Origin of the sequence: Sinomicrobium weinanense (assembly GCF_018863395.1) — a bacterium.
GTDB lineage: Bacteria > Bacteroidota > Bacteroidia > Flavobacteriales > Flavobacteriaceae > Sinomicrobium > Sinomicrobium weinanense.
The window spans coordinates 28,260-47,392 of sequence record NZ_JAHKRR010000012.1; the positions used below are offsets into that span (position 1 = coordinate 28,260).

Annotated in this window: 2 protein-coding genes; both read right to left on the reverse strand. The window is 48.2% G+C overall.

All coding sequences use genetic code 11. The features are described 5' to 3' along the window. Positions 1-7: 7 nt before the first annotated feature. Complete coding sequence (locus KN811_RS20125; RefSeq protein ID WP_187964413.1) at positions 8-12,583, reverse strand: non-ribosomal peptide synthetase/type I polyketide synthase; 12,576 nt, start codon at positions 12,581-12,583, stop codon at positions 8-10. A gap of 3 nt (positions 12,584-12,586) precedes the next feature. Then, the gene (locus KN811_RS20130) at positions 12,587-18,775 is read right to left on the reverse strand and encodes a beta-ketoacyl synthase N-terminal-like domain-containing protein (protein WP_187964414.1); all 6,189 of its coding nucleotides are present in this window, start codon (positions 18,773-18,775) and stop codon (positions 12,587-12,589) included. Positions 18,776-19,133: the final 358 nt, after the last annotated feature.

The following is a 19,133-nucleotide window of genomic DNA, read 5'->3' on the forward strand; positions in this document are numbered from 1 at the left end:
CAAAGTCTTAATTCATTAAAGAAGGCTTTATGTTCCTGAGGGCATGCAATGATTTTCCCTGTTTTTCTTTTTTTCTCTTATCGGACCTTTCTGCCAATTCCAGCTCCAGTTGCGTGATCTTTATCTCCGGATTATGGGCAATGATCCCCGACAAGGTTTTAAAGTCGGAAATGAATTTCTCCACAGTGGAGCGTTTAAACAGATCAGTACGGTATTCCATATTGCATACAAGTTTGTTTCCGTCCCGTGTTATGGCTAGGACAGTTTCGTATTTGGCCCCTGCCCGATGTAACTGAAGTTCTGAAACTTCCACTTTATTTTCGAGGATCTGCCGTTTGCTGTAACTGTCCCCAGAAAGATCGTTATATACAAACCTGGACTGAAAAACAGGGGTGGTACCCGGAATGCGCCTGGGTTGAAGGTCCCGTAGCAGCAGGTTGAAAGGCAATTGGCCATGAACGAGATCTTCCTGAATATTGCTGCTGTTTTCTGCAAGTTGCCGGTTAAAATCCAATGTCTTATTTAATGTGGCCCTCAGGGCTATATTGTTCACAAAAAAGCCGATTATATCCTGGATATCTTCCCTGTACCGACCTGCCATGGAAGTACCTAAAACAATGTCGTTCTGCCTGGTGATAAAACTGAGTAGCAGTCCATATATCGTAAAAAGTACTGCAAAGAGGGTAGTTTCCTGCTCCCTGGCTATGGCTTCGAGCAAAGCAGTTTCTGTCTCATCGATATGAAAATCGATATTGTCGCCCTCAAAAGAGGTTTTTTGTGGTCTTTCGAAATCAATCGGGAGGTCGAGCAAAGCGGGAGCATCGTTCAACCTATGCCTCCAGTATTCCAGCAATCGCTCAAGGCCGTCCTCTTCAAGACGTTTGTTCTGCCAGGCTGCGAAGTCTTTGTATTGTACTGGCAGGGGAGCTATTTTATTAACAGTACCTTCCGTTAACCCGTGATAAAAGGCCAGAACATCCTGTAAAAGAACCTCCATAGACGAGCCATCGGATATGATGTGATGCATATTCAGTAACAATATCCGCTCGCCGGGGGCCACTTTTATCAACACCACCTGAAAAAGAGGATCTTCTGAAAGATCAAAAGTGTGTTCCGCTTTTTTATGAACATACTCCAGGGCCTCTTTTTCCGGGTTTTCCCTGGTACTGTAATCCAGTATTTCCACCCGGAAAGGGAAATCTTCGAGGCTATGGATAAACTGTACCGGCACTTCGTTGACCGCTTTAAAATTGGTTCTCAGGCTTTCATGCCTTTTAACGACCTGTTTAAATGCTTCTTCCAGTATATCCTGGTCAATATCCCCTTTCAGCCTATGTGCCGTAGAGATGTTGTATGCCGCATTCCTCCCTTCGAACTGCTCCACGGTCCAAAGGCTTTTTTGCGCAAACGAAAGCTCATAATGTTCCTGTTGCCCCAATAACGGTATGGCTTCGTAGTTCATGGGATTGCTACTTGTGACTATTTTTGCCAGATCGCCGAGTACAGGATTGCGGAAGATTTCCCGGAGGTCAATATCGGTAGAGAATTCCTTGTGAATACTATTGAGCAGTTTTGCTGCCTTGAGGCTATGCCCTCCCCGATCGAAAAAGTTGTCAGTAAGGCTTACCTGCTCCACTCCCAATACTTCCTTGTAAAGACGGGCCAGTTTTTCTTCTTCCGGGGTCATTGTCGCTACATCCATATTTTCCTTCCCTGTAGAAGAAGAAGGAGCAGGCAGGGCCTTCAGGTCGGCCTTTCCGTTGGGGGTCAGTTTTATGGTGTCGAGCTGCATAAAGCAGGCAGGGATCATATATGCAGGCAGCAGTTTTGCCATATAGGTTTTAACGGCTTCCGTGTCTAACCGGGCCCGGGCAGTAAAATAGGCCACTAATTGTACTTCCCCTCCTGCGGTATTGAAAGTGCTTATAATGGCTTTCTCTATTGCGGGATGCTGTTGCAAAGCGTATTCTATCTCCCCGGGTTCTATACGGTAGCCACGTATTTTTAACTGCGTATCCTTTCGCCCCATAAAACTTATAGTACCATCTTCGTTCCAGCATCCCAGGTCGCCGGTACGATAAAGTTTCTCCCCGGGTTCAAAAGGGTGGTCGTCAAACTTTTCGGCGGTGAGTTTTTCCCGGTTAAGATAGCCTCTCGAAAGGCCGTCGCCTCCCAGGCAGAGCTCTCCTTTTACCCCTATGGGCACAAGTTGGCCGGATGCTCCCAATATAACTACTGTGCTATTGGCTACCGGCCTGCCTATGGGAATATCGTATTCATAAAGATCATCAACCTGGTGGCATACCGAAAAAGTGGTGTTTTCCGTAGGCCCGTAACCATTAATGACCTTTAACCCCGGAAAGGCTGTCTTTACCTTGTTGATATGCACAGGCGAAAGCCTGTCTCCCCCAACCAGGAGGGTCTTTAAGGGGGCGAAAACAGAGAGGTCCGTATCGGCTAGGTGGTTGAACCAGGATGCTGTAAACCAGATGGTAGTGATACTGTGACCTGCCAGGGCCTGCTTGAGGTGCCGGATATCGAGAAGTTCTCTTTGCGGAAGCAGGTACAGCGTTCCCCCGTTGAGCAGCATTCCCCACATTTCAAACGTAGTGGCATCGAAAGTGGGGGCGCCGGTAAGCAACAAACTGTCATCCCCGCCCAGCTGAATGTAATTGGTGTTCTTTACCAGGCGTACTACATTGCGGTGCATGACCATAACTCCCTTGGGTTCTCCTGTGGAACCTGAAGTGTACATAATATAAGCCAGGTTTTCGGGGGAAAGGGCTACAACCGGGGACTTGCCGGGATACTTCTTCAATTCGTCCTGCAATTCAGAAAGGTTTATAACAGGGCAGTTTCCGAAGCCGGGGTATTCCGCCAGAGTCCTGCCGTCCGTAAGCACCACTTTTGCCGCCGTATCGGAAAGCATATGCCTTATTCTTTTTTCCGGGGCTTCGCTGTCCAGGGGAACATAACACCCGCCAGCCTTGAGTATTCCCAGGATAGTTATTGCCGTCCAGATATTGTTATCCGTGCAACACCCTATCCTTTCTTCGGGTTGAAGGGCAAAGTTCTCTATGAGATAATGTGCCACCCTATTGGCCATGGCGTTCAGTTCGCCATAGGTAAGCGTTTGCTCTCCCGCACATACAGCGACAGCACCTGGTGTTTTCTCCACCTGCTCTTCAAAAAGTGCTGTAATGGTATGCTGGCGGGGATAGTCTTTTTGTTCGTTGAAGGTGTGGAGCAGTTGCTCTTTTTCTTCCGCATTTAAGATCTCCAGCTGCCCGAGAGGTTTCTTTTCATCCTTTACGATTTGCGTTACCAGTTGCAGGTAATGCCCCAGCATGCGTTGCATCCTCATTTCTGTAAAAAGATCGGTGCTGTATTCAAGGTTCAATACCAGGCTGTCCCCTGCCTCCCTGAATTCAAAAGAAAAATCGAATTTACTGGTAGTGTTTTCCAACTGCATTTCAGTAAGCCAAAGATCTCCCTGCTGTTTTTCGGGATCGTTTGCGGGGTCGACCCACGAGATCACCACGTCAAAAAGAGGTGCCCGGCCGGGGGTATAGTCGATATTCAGGTCTTCCACAATGCGGTCGAACGGGTATTCCTGGTGCGTGTAGACTTCCAGTATGGCTTCCCGGGCCTGCATTAACAGCTCTTCAAATCCTTTGTCCGGGTCAAATTCCGTACGCAGGGGCAGTGTGTTGACATAAAAACCTATCTGTTCCGAAAGGTCGGGGTGTTCCCTGCCTGCAACCGGTGTCCCGACGATGAGGTCTTTTTGCCCGGTATAGTGATACAGCAATGCTTTTACGGTGGCGGCCAGCATCATAAAAAAGGTAGTTTCTTTTTCCCTGGCATAATTTTTAAGCATCGCCGTGAGTTCCCTGTCCAGTTTCAGGGACAGGGTCTTACCCCGGTACGAAGAACGGGACGGGCGTATATGATCTGTCCTGAGGTCGAGCACCGGCAATTCCCCTTTCCCCAGCTTGTTGTTCCAGTATGCTTTTGTTTCCTGCATTTTATCACCTTCCAGGCGCTGTTTCTGCCAGGCCGCAAAATCCTTATACTGAACCGCTAAAGGTTGCTTTGTGCCTCCCTGGTAATAATGCATCACCTCATCCATCAGTACCCGGACAGACCAGCCATCTGAAATGATATGATGCATGTTGAAGAACAGCACCGTATCGCCTGCCGTGGTCCTTATAAACTTAACCCGGAAAAGCGGTGCCCTTTGCAGGTCGAACCCTTTTTCAATATCCCTGGAAATGATCTCTTTAGCCCTGGCCTGTGCATCTTCTTCCTTACTGAGATCGGTATATTCCATGGCCAATGCCACCTGGTCCGGTGATAGTACTTTTTGTACGGGATCGCCTTTCACTGCAAAAAATACTGTCCTGAGGCTTTCGTGCCTGTGTAATAGTTTTTGCAGGGCGGCCTCTAATAATTTACCCTTTACCGGCCCCCTGATATGAAAGGCTCCCGGCATGGTGTAGGTTGTTTGTTCTTCGGTGAACTGATCCTGTCTCCACAGTCTTTTTTGCGACGGGGACAGCTCGTAGTATTCACGCTCTTCTATTCCGGGTATCATTGATAACCGGTCTTGTGTAGCGGATTCTACCAGGATAGCCTGCGAAGCTATGGTCGTTGCTGTAAAGAGTGATCTTATTTCCAGTTTCACCCCCATTTCCTTCTGTATCCGGAAAATGAGTTCACTGGCTTTAAGGGAATGCCCTCCCAGATTGAAAAAATTGTCAGTAGTACTAATCTCTTCCCTGCCCAGTACCTGCTGCCACAGTACCAAAAGCTGTTTTTCGACTTCTGTTTTCGGGGAGACGATCCCGGTTGCCTTTGTTTTAACATTCCAGCCATGTAATGCCTTTCTGTCTATCTTGCCATTCAGGGTGCGGGGCATTTTATCCAGGTGCACAAAATTGTCCGGCATCATATAGGCGGGAAGCCGGCTTAGCAAAAATTCCTGGAGGTCCTGTACTTTTACAGGAGCATATGTTGTATAGAAGGCCATAAGTGCCTCGGCAATCTTTTCGTTTTCCCTGCCTTTTGCGATCACGGCAATATCGCGGATGGCTTTGTGTTTTTCCAGAGTTCTTTCTATCTCTCCGGGTTCAATGCGATGGCCCCGTATTTTTACCTGGTGGTCCTTTCTTCCCTTAAATTCGAGCAATCCGTCGGGTGTCCACCTGCCCAGGTCGCCGGTGCGATACATCCTCATTCCGGGTTCAAAGGGGTTTTCTATAAATTTTTCCCTGTTGAGTTCCTGCCTGTGCAGGTAGCCCCCGGCCACTCCTTCTCCTGAAAGGCATATTTCACCTACGGCCCCGAGGGGGAGTAATTGTAAATCTTCGCTCAGGATATAGGCCTTGGTGTTGGCAATGGGACGGCCTATGAGAACAGGGTTTTCCTCTCCTGTAAGACGGTAAACCGTACTATAGGTGGTGTCCTCGGTTGGTCCGTACAGGTTTCGCAATTCCATACGGTTGCCATCGAGTTCCTGTAGCAGTTTTCGGGGAATTTCTTCCCCGGCCATATTTATTGCGGTGACATGGCCCAGGTCTGCCTCTTCCCGGACAAGCCTCTGTACAACAGAAGGTACGGTATTGATCAATACCTTTTCATCGTTTTGGAGATATTCCCTGATATAAAGTCCAGACGGTAATATTCTTACTGATCTTCCTGCGTACAGGGGAAAGAACAGCTCAAAAACAGAAAGATCAAAACAGATGGAGGACACGGCATACACGATATTAAAATCGGTATCTGCAAACTCCTCCCCGGCCCAGTGCAAAAATGCTGCTACATTTTTATGGGAAATCACAACCCCTTTGGGTTCACCGGTAGAGCCCGAGGTATAGATAAGATATGCCGTATCATCGGGTCCGTGCAGTGGCTCCGGGTTTTCGGAAGGGTATTTATTAAAGGAAATACTCTTCCCGGAATCATAAATAAGGTGCGGGATGTTATTTTCTCCGAGTTCGTCCGCGGGGTCTTTATCGGTAATAACAAGATCCAGTCCGCTGTCCCTGATAATATATGCTTTCCGTTCCCGGGGGTATGTGGGGTCTATGGGGACATAGGCCGCACCGGATTTGAGAATTGCCATCATGGCGGTAAGCATATCGGGCGAACGGTCCATCATTACCCCTATAAATTTACCGGGCCCTGCATTGTACTTCTCCCTGCAATATGCTGCAAGCCGGTTGGCCCTTTTGTTCAGGCTGTCGTAACTTAATTCCCCTTCCTCATAAACCACTGCGGTACTCCCGGGACTACGGGCTGTCTGTATTTCAAACAAGTGGGGAAGTGCAGGGCCTTCGGGGTATATTTTCCTGGTATCATTAAAGACCTTCAGTTGTTTTTGCCTTTCGTCTTCCGGGATGATATTCACTTCTCCTATTACGGTTTCCGGGCTGGCGGCCATGATATCCATGATCCTTTCGTAATACCGCACAAAACGAAGTATGGTGTTATTGTTGAACAGGCCTGTATTGTAGTCGCATTCCAGGAAATATCCTCCATCGCCATGAAGGGTAATATCAAAAATAAGTTCATAGGCCGTATGTGCTATGGCCTTCGGAAGTATGTGAGACTGCAATCCTTTTAGTTCGGGAGAAACCAAGTTGGCAGGATTCAGGTTGAAAAGTGTAGAGACCACGGGCGGCCTGCTAAAATCATTGCCCGATTGCATTTTACTGATAAGCTGGGCCAGGGTAAAATCTGCATTCTCAAAACCGTTTATCAACTGTTTTCGCACTGTTTTCAGTAGCTGGAGTAATGTTTGTTCCGCTTCTACATTGATCCTTATGGGCAGTACATTTGCACAATAACCGATGGCAGTGGCATCTTCGTCAAATTCCCGCCCCATTACAGGGATCCCAATGACCAGGTCTTTCTGCCCGGTAAGTTTATGCAACAATACGGTGTAAGCGGTGAAAAAGGTCATAAAGGGCGTACCCCCCCTTTCTTTTCCCATATGAAGAAACCGCTCACTCTGTGTTCTGCCAAGGGATATAAGCCTGCTCTTTCCCCGGTATTCCTTAATGGCGGGGCGGGGCCTGTCTGTGGGCCATTCCAGTGCAGGGGGTGTGGAACTGAATACATTCATCCAGTATTGTTCCTGGGCCTTTATACGCTCTGAGCTCAGTTTGGCATTTCTTCGCTGCATACATTCCCTGAACTGGAAAGGCGGAGGGCCATCCCAGCTTGTTCCCTCAGCCAGGCTGTTATATATTTTGCCCAACTCGCCCGAGAGCACTCCTAACGACCAGCCATCACATATAATATGATGTGCTACCAATGACAGCATATAATTTTCATTACCGGTCTTTAACAAACCTGCCCGAAAGAGAGGACCGTGTTCTATATTAAATGGCTTCCGGACCATATTTTTTTGCCATTTTATGACGGTCTGTTCTTTTTCCTCCCCTTGAAGGTTACTATGATCTTCTTCCGAGAAATCCAACTGCAGACTTTCGTGGACCACCTGGCAGTCTCCCCCGGCACTAAAGGTGGTACGCAGGGCCTCATGACGATCTACGATAAGCTGTAAAGCCATTCGCAGGGCCTTAACATTAAGCTTTCCTTCCAGGCCTATGGTCACGGGCATATGATAGGCCATAGCCCCTTCTTTGTCCATTTGGCCCAGTACCCACAACTGGCGCTGACTTTCGGACAGCGGAAAACTTCCGGGAGGGATTTCTGCCTGAACTAAAGTATTGCCACGGGATCCGGTCCCGTTCTTTCCGGTATATTCCCTGTATAAATGAGGTATTTTCCCGTTAGCACCGGGATTATTCCCCTCAGGTGGGTCTCCTCCTCCGGATTCGGGGAAAAATCCGCCCGCGATCATGTCTTCTATCGTTTCCCGCACCTTTTCTATCACCGTTTCGACATCCTCTTCGGTATGAGCAGCGGATAAAAAGTTGATCCTTCGCTCCCAGGTATATACTCCTTTGGAGATGAGCGTATAGAAAAAGATATCCATTTCTATGGGTTGCAGCAGCGAATTGTATTTGCCATAGGGCTCAAAACGGAACAGGGAACCGAAATGTGCGATCCTGATCGTAATATTTTTGCTTTCAAAAAATGTGTTTACCGCGGTGGCCAGCCTATCGGTCATACGATTTACCCTTTCACAAAGGGCGTGTCCTTCGGCTTTTATTCTCAACAATACTGCCTTGGCTGCAACCATGGCCAACGGATGTTTACAAAAGGTCCCTCCGAAAAGGGTCATCTGGGTTGCCGGATAGGAGCTATCGCCATACTGCCACCATCCACCGTCGATCTTATTGAGATACTTGCTGCTTCCGGCAATGATCCCGATGGGCATCCCTCCCCCGACGATCTTGCCGTAAGTGGTTATATCTGCCCTGATCCCAAGCATGCCCTGTACCCCGCCGGGATGGCTCCTGAAACCGGTAATGATCTCATCCAGGATCATGGCTACCCCGGTACGCTCGGTAATTTCGCGTAATTTCAGTAAAAAGGCTTCCGGAAAATGCCCCGGCCTCCTGCTCTGTACCGGCTCTACCATAACGGCTGCAAGTTCATCGGCATGTTCTTCTATATACCTGAGCGACTCTTCACTACCATAGTTTAGCGGTACGATGTCTTCTACCATACCAGCCGTAGTTCCGGGAGCTACAGGGATAGCGTATATAGCGTTCCCTTCCTGTACGGATTCCGCCAGGTAACCATCAAAGGTGCCGTGGTAAAAGCCTTTGAAAATGACAATCTTTGTTTTCCCCGAGGCTGCCCTGGCTATTCGCATAGCGTTCATCACGGCTTCTGTGCCTGTGTTGGAAAAGGCTACTCTCTCTGCGCCTGTTATTTCGCGGATAAGCCCTGCTACTTCTCCTGCCAGGTCTGATTGTACTGCAAGTTCAAACCCTTCTTCCAGCTGTGTTCTGACAGCTTTTTTTACAAAATCGGGGCTATTGCCGAAGAAGTTTACGCCAAAACCCAGGGCCAGGTCTATGTACTCGTTGCCATCTATATCCCAAAAGCGGGAACCGGAAGAACGTTCGGCGACAATCTGGTAAATAAGTTCCTTAATAGCCAGCCTGAACCCCAGGGAACCTATCCAGTCGGAAAGGACACCCCTGTGCTGCTGCGCATATGCCTTGGAGCCAGCGGTCTTTATATTATAATTCCGAATAAGTTCTGCCAGGTATTGCTGCTGCTTTCCGGTCAGCTCCCTGTCTTCCTTTAGCCTTATGGCATTGAACCTGCTTGTATCCCCTGCTGCCGAATGTTTTGCTTTGTTATTGCCCTTTTGGGGAGCAAAGTGCTTATTTTGCTGATGTTGTACCGGGGCAAGGTCTTCTTCTACAGTATCCTTTCCGTAATTTTTGATCACTTCCATCTGGGCCATCATGGTCTGCTGCATCACATCCATCTGCTTCATCAGCAAGGCTTGTATATCCCCATTCCCGTTAAAATGTACGGAAGTTTCGCCGGTCTGAGGCTCCATACGGGATGAAGGCTCGGGTTGTGGTTGTGGCTCCGGCCCTGGTTCCGGGGCCGGTTGTTGGTCTGCAATGTAGCGGGACAATGCGTCCAATGTGGAAAGTTCTTCAAACAGTTCGCTGATCTTAAGCGTAACACTGTATTTCTTTTCGATCTTCTTCAGAGCTTCTACCAGTACAATCGAGTCTGCTCCCATTTCAATGAAGGACATCTGGTCGTCGAGACCGGAAGGGTCTTCATGAAGGATCTCCCCCAGTATCTCTCTCAGGGAATGGAGTACCCCGGCTTTTAAAACACTGTTTTTCCCGGGTGTCATTGAAGTAATGTCAGTGCTCTTACGAACCGGCTGTTCATTCTTTTCCGGCCTACTTTTTATTTCTCTTTTAAACCAATAACTCTTCTTCTGGAAAGGATAAGCAGGAAGGAGTACCCGTTGATGGTCCCGTAAACTATAGAAACCATCCCAGTCTATGGTAAACCCTTCATTGTAAACATTGACCAACTGTTCTAAAATATACTTCTGTCCGGAAGCCTTGGGGTGTATGCTGGTTGCCCACAATTTATTTTCAGTACCGGTATAATTTCTCATCATGGCCATAAGGCTCGGAGTAGGCCCTGCTTCGATATACAAGCCTGCCTGTTCTTTTTCCAGGGCCTGTACACTTGGGTAGAAATAAACAGGAGACAGTATGTGTTTACACCAGTAATCTGCGGTGGCTATCTCATCGCCAGCTATTTCCCCTGTAAGATTGGAGATGACCTTTAACCGGGGGGGCGAATAACTGATCTTTTCCGCTTCTTTCCTGAATTCTTCCAGCATGGGCTTCATCAAAGCGGAGTGAAATGCGTGGGATACCTCCAGTTCTTTTGTCCTTGTTCCCTGTGCTTCAAAGTGAGCCGCGACCTGCTTTACACTTTCCATTTCTCCCGAGATCACGGTAAGTTCCGGGCCGTTAATTGCAGCTACGGCCACTTTTCCCGTATAACTTTTCAACACTTCGAGCACCTGGTCCCCGGCCTGGAAGATCGCAGCCATTCCTCCGCCTCCGGGGAGTTGTTGCATAAGGCGTCCCCTTGTGGCTATCAGCCGCAGTGCATCGTCGAGTTCAAAAACCCCGGCCAGACATGCTGCCACGTATTCACCTACGCTATGTCCCAATAACACCGTGGGCTTTATTCCCCAGGACCTCCATAGCTCGGCCAGGGCATATTCTACGGCAAACAGGGCAGGTTGGGTATAAGCGGTTTGATGAACAAGACCGGCATATTGTTCATCGAATAAAATGTCCTTTAAAGGAATATCCATATGTTCTTTTAGCACATCATGACAATGATCCAGTACTTTTCTGAACACGGGCCGGGTATCGTAGAGTTCCTTGCCCATGCCAAAATACTGGGAGCCCTGACCGGTAAACAACATGGCCGTTTTATGGTTCTGTTCTGTAGTACCGGGATAAGGGATAGCCTGGTCTCCCGTAAGTTTATCCAGGGCATTCGCAGCTTCTTCTTTTGAGACTACGACAAAAGCAGCCCTGTACTGAAAATGGTCTCTCTTACTGTTGGCCGTATAGCAAATATCACCGAGTTTATCGGGGGAGTGCTGTAGGAACCGGGAAAATTCCAGCGCTTTTTCCCTAAGGGCAATTTCACTTTTAGCGGAAATGGCCAGGATATGAGGGCCATATTCTTCCCCTGTTACTTTCTTTATCTTCGGGGCTTCTTCTACAATAATATGGGCATTGGTGCCGCTGAAACCAAAGGAGCTTACCCCTGCCCTTCGTATACGGCCGTTGGATCTCCAGGGCCTGATATCACGGGGGACTTCCAGGGAGATCTCATTCCATGAGATGCCGGGATTCGGTGTTTTAAAGTGGATTGGAGGCACCAATTCTTCTTTTTGCAGGGACATGACCGCCTTTATTAAACCCGCCACTCCCGCGCATGCCTCCAGGTGGCCTATATTGGTCTTTAGTGCTCCCAGGACCAGGGGGGTGTTTCCGGGGCGGTCTTTTCCATATGTTCTTGCCAGGGCATTGGCCTCAATGGGATCGCCGAGGGCTGTCCCTGTGCCGTGAGTTTCCACATAGTCCACATCCCCTGATCTCAGGTTGGCAGAAGCCAGCGCTTTTTCGATCAGTTTTTCCTGTGCCCTGCCGTTGGGTACGGTAAGTCCGCCACTGGCCCCATCCTGGTTTATGGCCGATCCTTTAATGGTTGCGAAAATAATATCGTTATCGGCCAGGGCGTCAGAAAGTTTTTTGAGCACTACTACAGCACACCCTTCACCCCTTACTATGCCGTCGGCTTCCGCGTCGAAAGCGCTGCACCTGCCGTTGGCCGACAACATTCCCATACGCGACATCCCTATGGACGATACCGGGGAAAGGAGGAGATTTACACCTCCGGCCACTGCCATGCCGCAATCTCCCTGGCGTATGGCCTGACAGGCCTGGTGAACAGCTACAAGCGAAGAGGAGCAGGCCGTATCTACTGCTATGCTCGGCCCTTGCAGCCCGAGTATATACGAAATACGTCCCGCAGCAACATTTAAGGCATTACCGGTATTGAAATAGGCATCTATATTTTCCGGGCTATCCTTGTCAAAAATATGCTGGGCATAATCATTGGTGGTGATCCCCACAAACACCCCGGTATCGCTTCCCCGGAGTTTCTCCATGTTATAACCCGATCTTTCAAAAGCCTCCCAGCTCACTTCCAGCAACAGGCGCTGCTGCGGGTCCATCAGGCCCGATTCCCTGCCGGAGATCCCGAAGAACCTGGCATCGAAAGCATCTACATTCTCAAGAAAACAACCGTATTTTGAATAGATACGTCCTTCTTTCCCCTTATCAAGGTCGAAATATTTTTTCCAATCCCACCGTGTTTCGGGTACTTCGGTTACCAGATCACTGCCGTTCCGAAGGAGTTCCCAGAACTTTTCCGGATCATTGGCATTTCCCGGAAAGCGACAGGCCATTCCGACTATGGCTATGGGAGCCTGCCTTTCCTGCTCCATTTCTTTTATTTGAGATTGCAACTTGTTTACCGCTAACACGGCATTTTTCAGTAGGGCTTGTGAAGATTTTTGCATGGGCTATAAAATGTTTTTCAACTGATCTTTTAAAACATCTTCCAGTTCACTTTCCGTCATCTGGTCGAGATTTCCCGGAAGACCTTCAGCTAAAGAATATTCGGGGAGTATGTTATTTTCTTCAGGGGTTGTTAAGGGGGTAGTAAAATAGGATACCATAAGCTCCTCCTTAAAGTATCGCATTATATCGTTGACCGTAGGATAATCGAATACTACGGTCTGGTGCAGTTTTACCCGGAGGCCCGATTCCAGTTTTTCTTTGATGACCAAAGCAGAGATGGAGTCTATTCCCAGGTCAAAAAAACCTTTATCATCCGGAACCGGGTTTTTATAGCCCAATACCGAGGTTATCTGTGAACGAATGTGTTTTTTCAAAACTTCTTCCCGTTCGTCCACTGGCAGGCTGGCCAACTGCTTTAAGAAAGGGGATGTCCCTGTCGAGGCTTCCCCACTATTTTCCGTAAGATCTTCGGATACGGGCCGGTTCACATAATGTTCGTATAGTTCCCTGAACCTGTTCCAATCCACTGAGGATATCAACACTTGCGTTGCCTCGGTATTCATCAGGCAGAGAATGTTGTATATCAGGTTTGAAGGCTCGAGTTCGGTAATCCCGATACTGTTAAACATCAGCTTGTTCTTTTCTGCCATTCCTCCCCCGGCCACCGGACCAAGATCAATGGTCAGCGCAGGAAGCCCAAGGCTCCTTCTGTAATGTGCAAGCTGGTCCATAAACTGGTTACCAGCGGCATAATGTGCCTGAGCTTTTCCTCCAAAGACCGCCGTTGCCGAGGAGAAGCAGGCAAAGTGTTCCAGGGGAAGGTCCCTGGTAAAGTGATGCAGGTACCAACTCCCCGAGACCTTCGGTGCTGCTGTGGCCATAAATTGCTCCCGGTTCATGGTATCTACCGGGTGATATTCTGTAATGCCTGCAAGGTGGAAAACCCCTTTTAGCAAGTCTTGTTGTGCAATACTTTGAATGGTATTTTGTATGTCGGCCTTATTGGAAGCATCCATCTTTACGACCTTAACCTCCGCTCCAAGGGATTGGAGTTCCCCGAGCTCATCGATGATAACCTTTCTGCTGTCTCCATCCGGAAGCCCGGTTGCGGACGGCATCCCTTTCCTGGAAGTAAGGACCACTTTTTTGGCCCCCTGGCCGATCAGTGCGCGGGTGAGCCTAAGGCCGAGGTAACCCAGTCCCCCGGTGACCAGGTAAACACCGTTGGCATCACAGGTGATCGGTGCGGCATGTGTATATACGCCTTTCCTGAGCCTGTATACATATCGCTGCCTGTCCCTGTAAACAACCAGGTCTTCACTCGAGGGATCGCATATTTCCGAAAGGATGAGCTTTGTCGCCAGGCTTGCGGACTGGTCGCCCAGGTCTATCAATCCGCCCCAGTTCTCTTTCATTTCCAGGGCTATCGTCTTACCTATCCCCCACAAAGGCGATTGTAACAAGCCTTCGAGTTCCACCTTGCCTACCGGCTGAACATTTTTGGTTATGACATGCAATGATGCCTCTTCTGCATTCCTGTTTATGGCCCGGGCCACTTCTATCAGCCGGAAATGATCTTCGGGAAAAGGCTCTTCCATCCCGGTTGTCTCCTGGAAGTAGAGGCAATGAACACTATATGAAGTACTGTTATTTACAGGTATTTCATTAAGATACCGGGCTATATCTTCAGTGGCTTTCCTGCCGGGAGGAATAACCGATACGTTCTGTCCGGCGGCCTGTAACTGTTGTAACACAGCATGGCCATGTCCCTCTTCTTCCGTAAATAGTACCCAGTATGTATTGTCGGGGAAAGAAACTTCCGGAAGGACCTCGCTTTTCTTCCAATAGGACTCGTAAGTGTGCTTTTTCAGCAGGTCCTCAGTTTCATCTGCCTTTTCTGCTCCGGGTAACCAATCCAGGGAACTCTCCCTGCTTTTTACCCAGTATGATGATCTTTCAAACGGGTATTGTGGCAGTTTATCTGCAAATCCGGGGAAATGCTTTGTATACAACATATCCCATTTTATATGGAACCCTTCAGAGAAAAACTTCGCCAGGCATTCGAGGAACTGGGGGACAAATCCTTGAGTAACATCAAATCCGGGGTATTGTTGCCCATCCAATGATCCATCTTCCGGGGCTATTCCTATCCCGAGGATGCGATGGTCTCCGGTTATTTTCGATTTTCCATTATCATGGGGCTCAGCCGTCAATCCTGCCCTGAGGTACAGACCGATGGCCGTGACCTCTTCCAGGGTAACTTCATCCAGAAGCGGTATAAGTCCATTGCGATACGCATTGTCTTGTTCCACTGTTTTCCATGCTTCCTGTTTGCCTTCGTCCAGTTTCCCGGCCAGGCCTACTGCTGTTTGCAGGGTGATGGCCCCTGAAAAACACGCTGCTGCCAGCCTGCCTTTTCCCGTTCCCATTACCGATGCTGAATTTATATTGGCGGTGAGATAGCACCTGGCCATACCTATGCCAAAAAGCAGGGAAATAACCGTGGGGTATTTTTCGGGTGACCGGGGGTTCTCTCCACTTTCGAAAAACTGTTCAAAACAATCCCTGATATCTTCAAGCCCGGCAAAGTTGCTCAGGGCTTCCTTTAATAAAGAAACTGTTGCCGTTCCTCCGTTAAAAAGGAAAAAAAGAGTATCGTTGGGAGTATCTTTTAGTGTTATGACCGGGGCGGTATTCAACGCAGTTAAAAGTTCATCCCTGTTCTTTACTACAACGATCTTCGCATGCCCGAACTTTGTCCTTCTGCATGTGGTCATATACGAAATGGAGGCCAGATCGGGGGTTTCTCCGGCAACCCATTGACAGCACAGGTTGGTGAGTTTTTCCAGTGTCGGTCCCGTTTTTGCCGTTATGACTATGGGATAATGGGAAAGTTTTTCTTCTTTATCTGTCCCCTCAACTACCGGCAAGGCTTCTTCCAATACCAGGTGAGCGTTGGTTCCTCCGAAACCAAAAGAGCTTACCCCGGCCAATCTTCTACCCTCGGTTTCCCAGGGTGTTAGTTCTTCGGGGAAACATATTCCGGAGTTCTCCTTTAACCGGATATGCGGATTGCGTTCACGGTAGTGCAATAGTTTCGGGACCTTCCTGTTCTTCAGGGTCAACACGGTTTTTATCAGCCCTGCAACCCCGGCTGCCGCTTCGAGATGCCCGATATTGGCCTTTGCAGAGCCTACCAGGCATTTTTTACAGTCATTCCCCTTATCGATAACTTCTGCCAGGGCGTGAAGTTCTATAGGGTCCCCGAGAGGTGTTCCGGTACCGTGGGCCTCCATGTAGCCCAATTGTCCGGGGCTTACCTTTGCCCGGAGCAAGGCTTTTTCAATGACGGCCTGCTGGGCCCTGCCGTTCGGTGCAGTAAGACCGTTACTTTTTCCGTCCTGGTTAATGGCCGATCCTTTTATAATGGCATGCACCCGGTCGTTATCCCTTATGGCATCCTTTAGTCTTTTCAGGACTACCATACCGCACCCTTCGCCACGTACATAGCCGTTTGCCGAGGTGTCGAATGTCCTGCAATTCCCGTCTTCGGAAAGCATGCCTGCCCTGGTAAATACAACATTAAGGGCAGGATTAATGATAAGGTTCACTCCCCCGGCCAGGGCGGTATCGCTCTCCCCCAGTTTCAGGGACTGGCAGGCCTGGTGTACAGCTACAAGTGAGGACGAACAGGCCGTATCTACCGCTATGCTTGGCCCGGTGAGATCGAACAGGTAGGATATACGATTGGCAATGATACTGGACGAATTTCCGGTACCACTGTACGCATTAAGCGCCGACAGATTATTGAGTTGCAAACTGGAATAATCACTGCTGCTCGCCCCTATAAAAACGCCTGTATCGGAACCGGAAAGCCTGTCTTCCGGTATCCCGGCATCCTCGAGGGCATGCCAGGCAACTTCCAGTACCAACCGTTGTTGAGGGTCCATGTGCTCTGCTTCTACCGGGGCAATACGGAAGAACGGGGCATCAAAGTGGTCGATATCGTTCAGGTAACCTCCCCTGGTTATCGTTTTTTCTGCTTTCGATAAAATGTATTCCCTGTTCCACCGGCTGTTCTCCACTTCCCTGATACCGCTTCTTCCTTCTTCCAGGAGTGTCCAGTATTCATCCGGGGAGTCAGCCCCGGGGAAACGGCAGGCCATTCCCACAATGGCTATGGGTTCGTCTATACCCCCCTCCCCTTCTTCTTGGTTAAAATCCAGGGGATCCTGTTCTACTTCTTTATTACACAAACCCTTAGCAAGGCTTTGCATATCGGGAAAGTTCCACGCTATGGTAGGATTGGTTTTCAGGCCAAGGTCTGTTTCTATGGCCCGGGAAAACTCTACAGCAATAAGAGAGGTCATCCCCAGTTCTTCAAAGCTTTTTGTCGCCGTGATCTCTTCTACGGGTAATTGCAGCCTTTTGGACAACCAGTGTCGTATCCAGGTATAAGTTTCTAGGTATGTGTATGTATTATTATCATTTGCAATAACTGTTTCCTGTAATTCCTCTTCCAGCAATATCCTGAGCTCCTGTAATACCCCCTCGTATGTCCCACTGATAAATTCTTCCGCCATGGCTACCCTTTTGATCTTCCCACTGGTAGTTTTCGGGATTTTCCGGACGGGGATCATATGGGCTACTTCTATACCAACTGCTGTTGTAATGTGTTTTTTTAGTTTTTTCAGAAGAGGCAAAAAATCAGGGGCTTTTCGTTTGAACAGTACAAAGAGTACGATGTCCTCAATGCCGGCACTCTCGTTTGGGATACCACAGGCAACTACTTTCCCTCCCTCGATCTCATCCAATTCTTCAGCAACCCGTTCCAGGTCGTGAGGGTAAATGTTCTGCCCTGCGACGTAAATGATCTCTTTCATCCTCCCGGTAATGAAAGTATCATCCTTGTAGATGAAACCCAGGTCCCCGGTATTCAGCCAGCCATCGCTGTCTATGGTCCTGGCTGTCGCTTCCGGATTGTTATAATAGCCTTTGGTGACATTTTCTCCCCTGATATGTACAAATCCCACTGTACCTTCTTCCACGGGTTTTCCATTTTCATCCGATATCCGCAGTTCGCAAAAGGAAATGGGTTTGCCGCAGTTTACCATTTCCAGGGCCCGTTCCGAAATGAGTTCAACCCGTTGTCCCGGCCCCAGTGATCTCCTGTCGACCTTTATTGAGGACATGGGGCGGCCGGCACGGGGAAAGGTTACCGCCAGGGAGGCCTCAGCCAGGCCATACACGGTAAACATAGCGCTTTGCTTTAATCCGAAAGGTTTAAAAGCGTCCAGGAACTGACGGCATACCTCTGCCGAAATGGGCTCTGCACCGTTAAATATCCTACAGACCGAAGACAGGTCTACCCCCTGCAACTTGTCTTCATTGAAAAATTTAAGGCAGTGTTGATAGCCAAAATTCGGGGAAGAAGTAACATGAATACGGCGTTTTGACAAATTATGTATCCACAATAAGGGATGCCTTATAAAGAGCTCGGTAGGCATAATATACTGATCGGCCCCCAGAACTACCGGGGTGAGATGGAAGCCTATTAACCCCATATCGTGAGTAAGAGGCATCCAACTGAATATTCTATGTCCATTTTCCAGGGATGCCCCGGTTATGATCCCTTCTATATTTTTGAGCAGGTTGGTATGTGTCAGGGCAACACCTTTCGGATCACCGGTAGAACCGGAAGAGAACTGAATGAATGCAATATCATCGGGAGAACTTTGATGTACAGCTCCCCCAATTTCATGGCCCTTTGCATCATAGACAAAAAGCACACGATCATTAACGCTGCTATCAACATCGATATGTTTGCCGAGTTTTTCGAAATTGGAAGTAGTGGTCAATAAAACAGGCGTATTTAATACCTGCCATACCCGAAGAAGTTTGGAGATCCCTTCCTTATGATGTGAAACAGAAAGCGGTACCGGTATAAAGCCCCCGGCAATACAAGCCCAGAATGAGATCAGAAAATCTTTATTATCATCAATCTGAAAAACAACCTCGTCTCCCGGTTGCAGCCCCCTGGATTGCAAATATCCCAGGCATAAAAGCATTTTTGCATAAAGGGCTTTATAGGAAACCTTCTCCTCTGCGTCCGTACCCGATATAAAAGTAATTCCCCTGTTCTCATTTTTCCGGGCAATATTCAACTGCCCTAGAAGCGTTTCGCTGTTCATAGGTTGATAAGATTTGGGTTATAAAATGAACTTATAATATAGAGGGGGGATAGATTAAAAAAACAGGTCGAATTTAGTTAAAGATCTCTTAATTCCATATCGTCAACTTATTTAAGAATTTATTACTATTTTGTTAAAACAATGTGTATCTGTTATTCAGACATTCTCAATTCAATTAATGTCCTGCACAAGAACAGCTGTTTCAAAATACTAAAAATCAAACAACTACAACAATATTTTTTTTTAAAAAAACTGGAAACATCATCCCTGAAATCTACAGGTATAAATTGGTCATCGATGAGATTAAATGATTGCTAATATATATTTCTGTTTTATAAAAACCAAAAATAATCTTAAA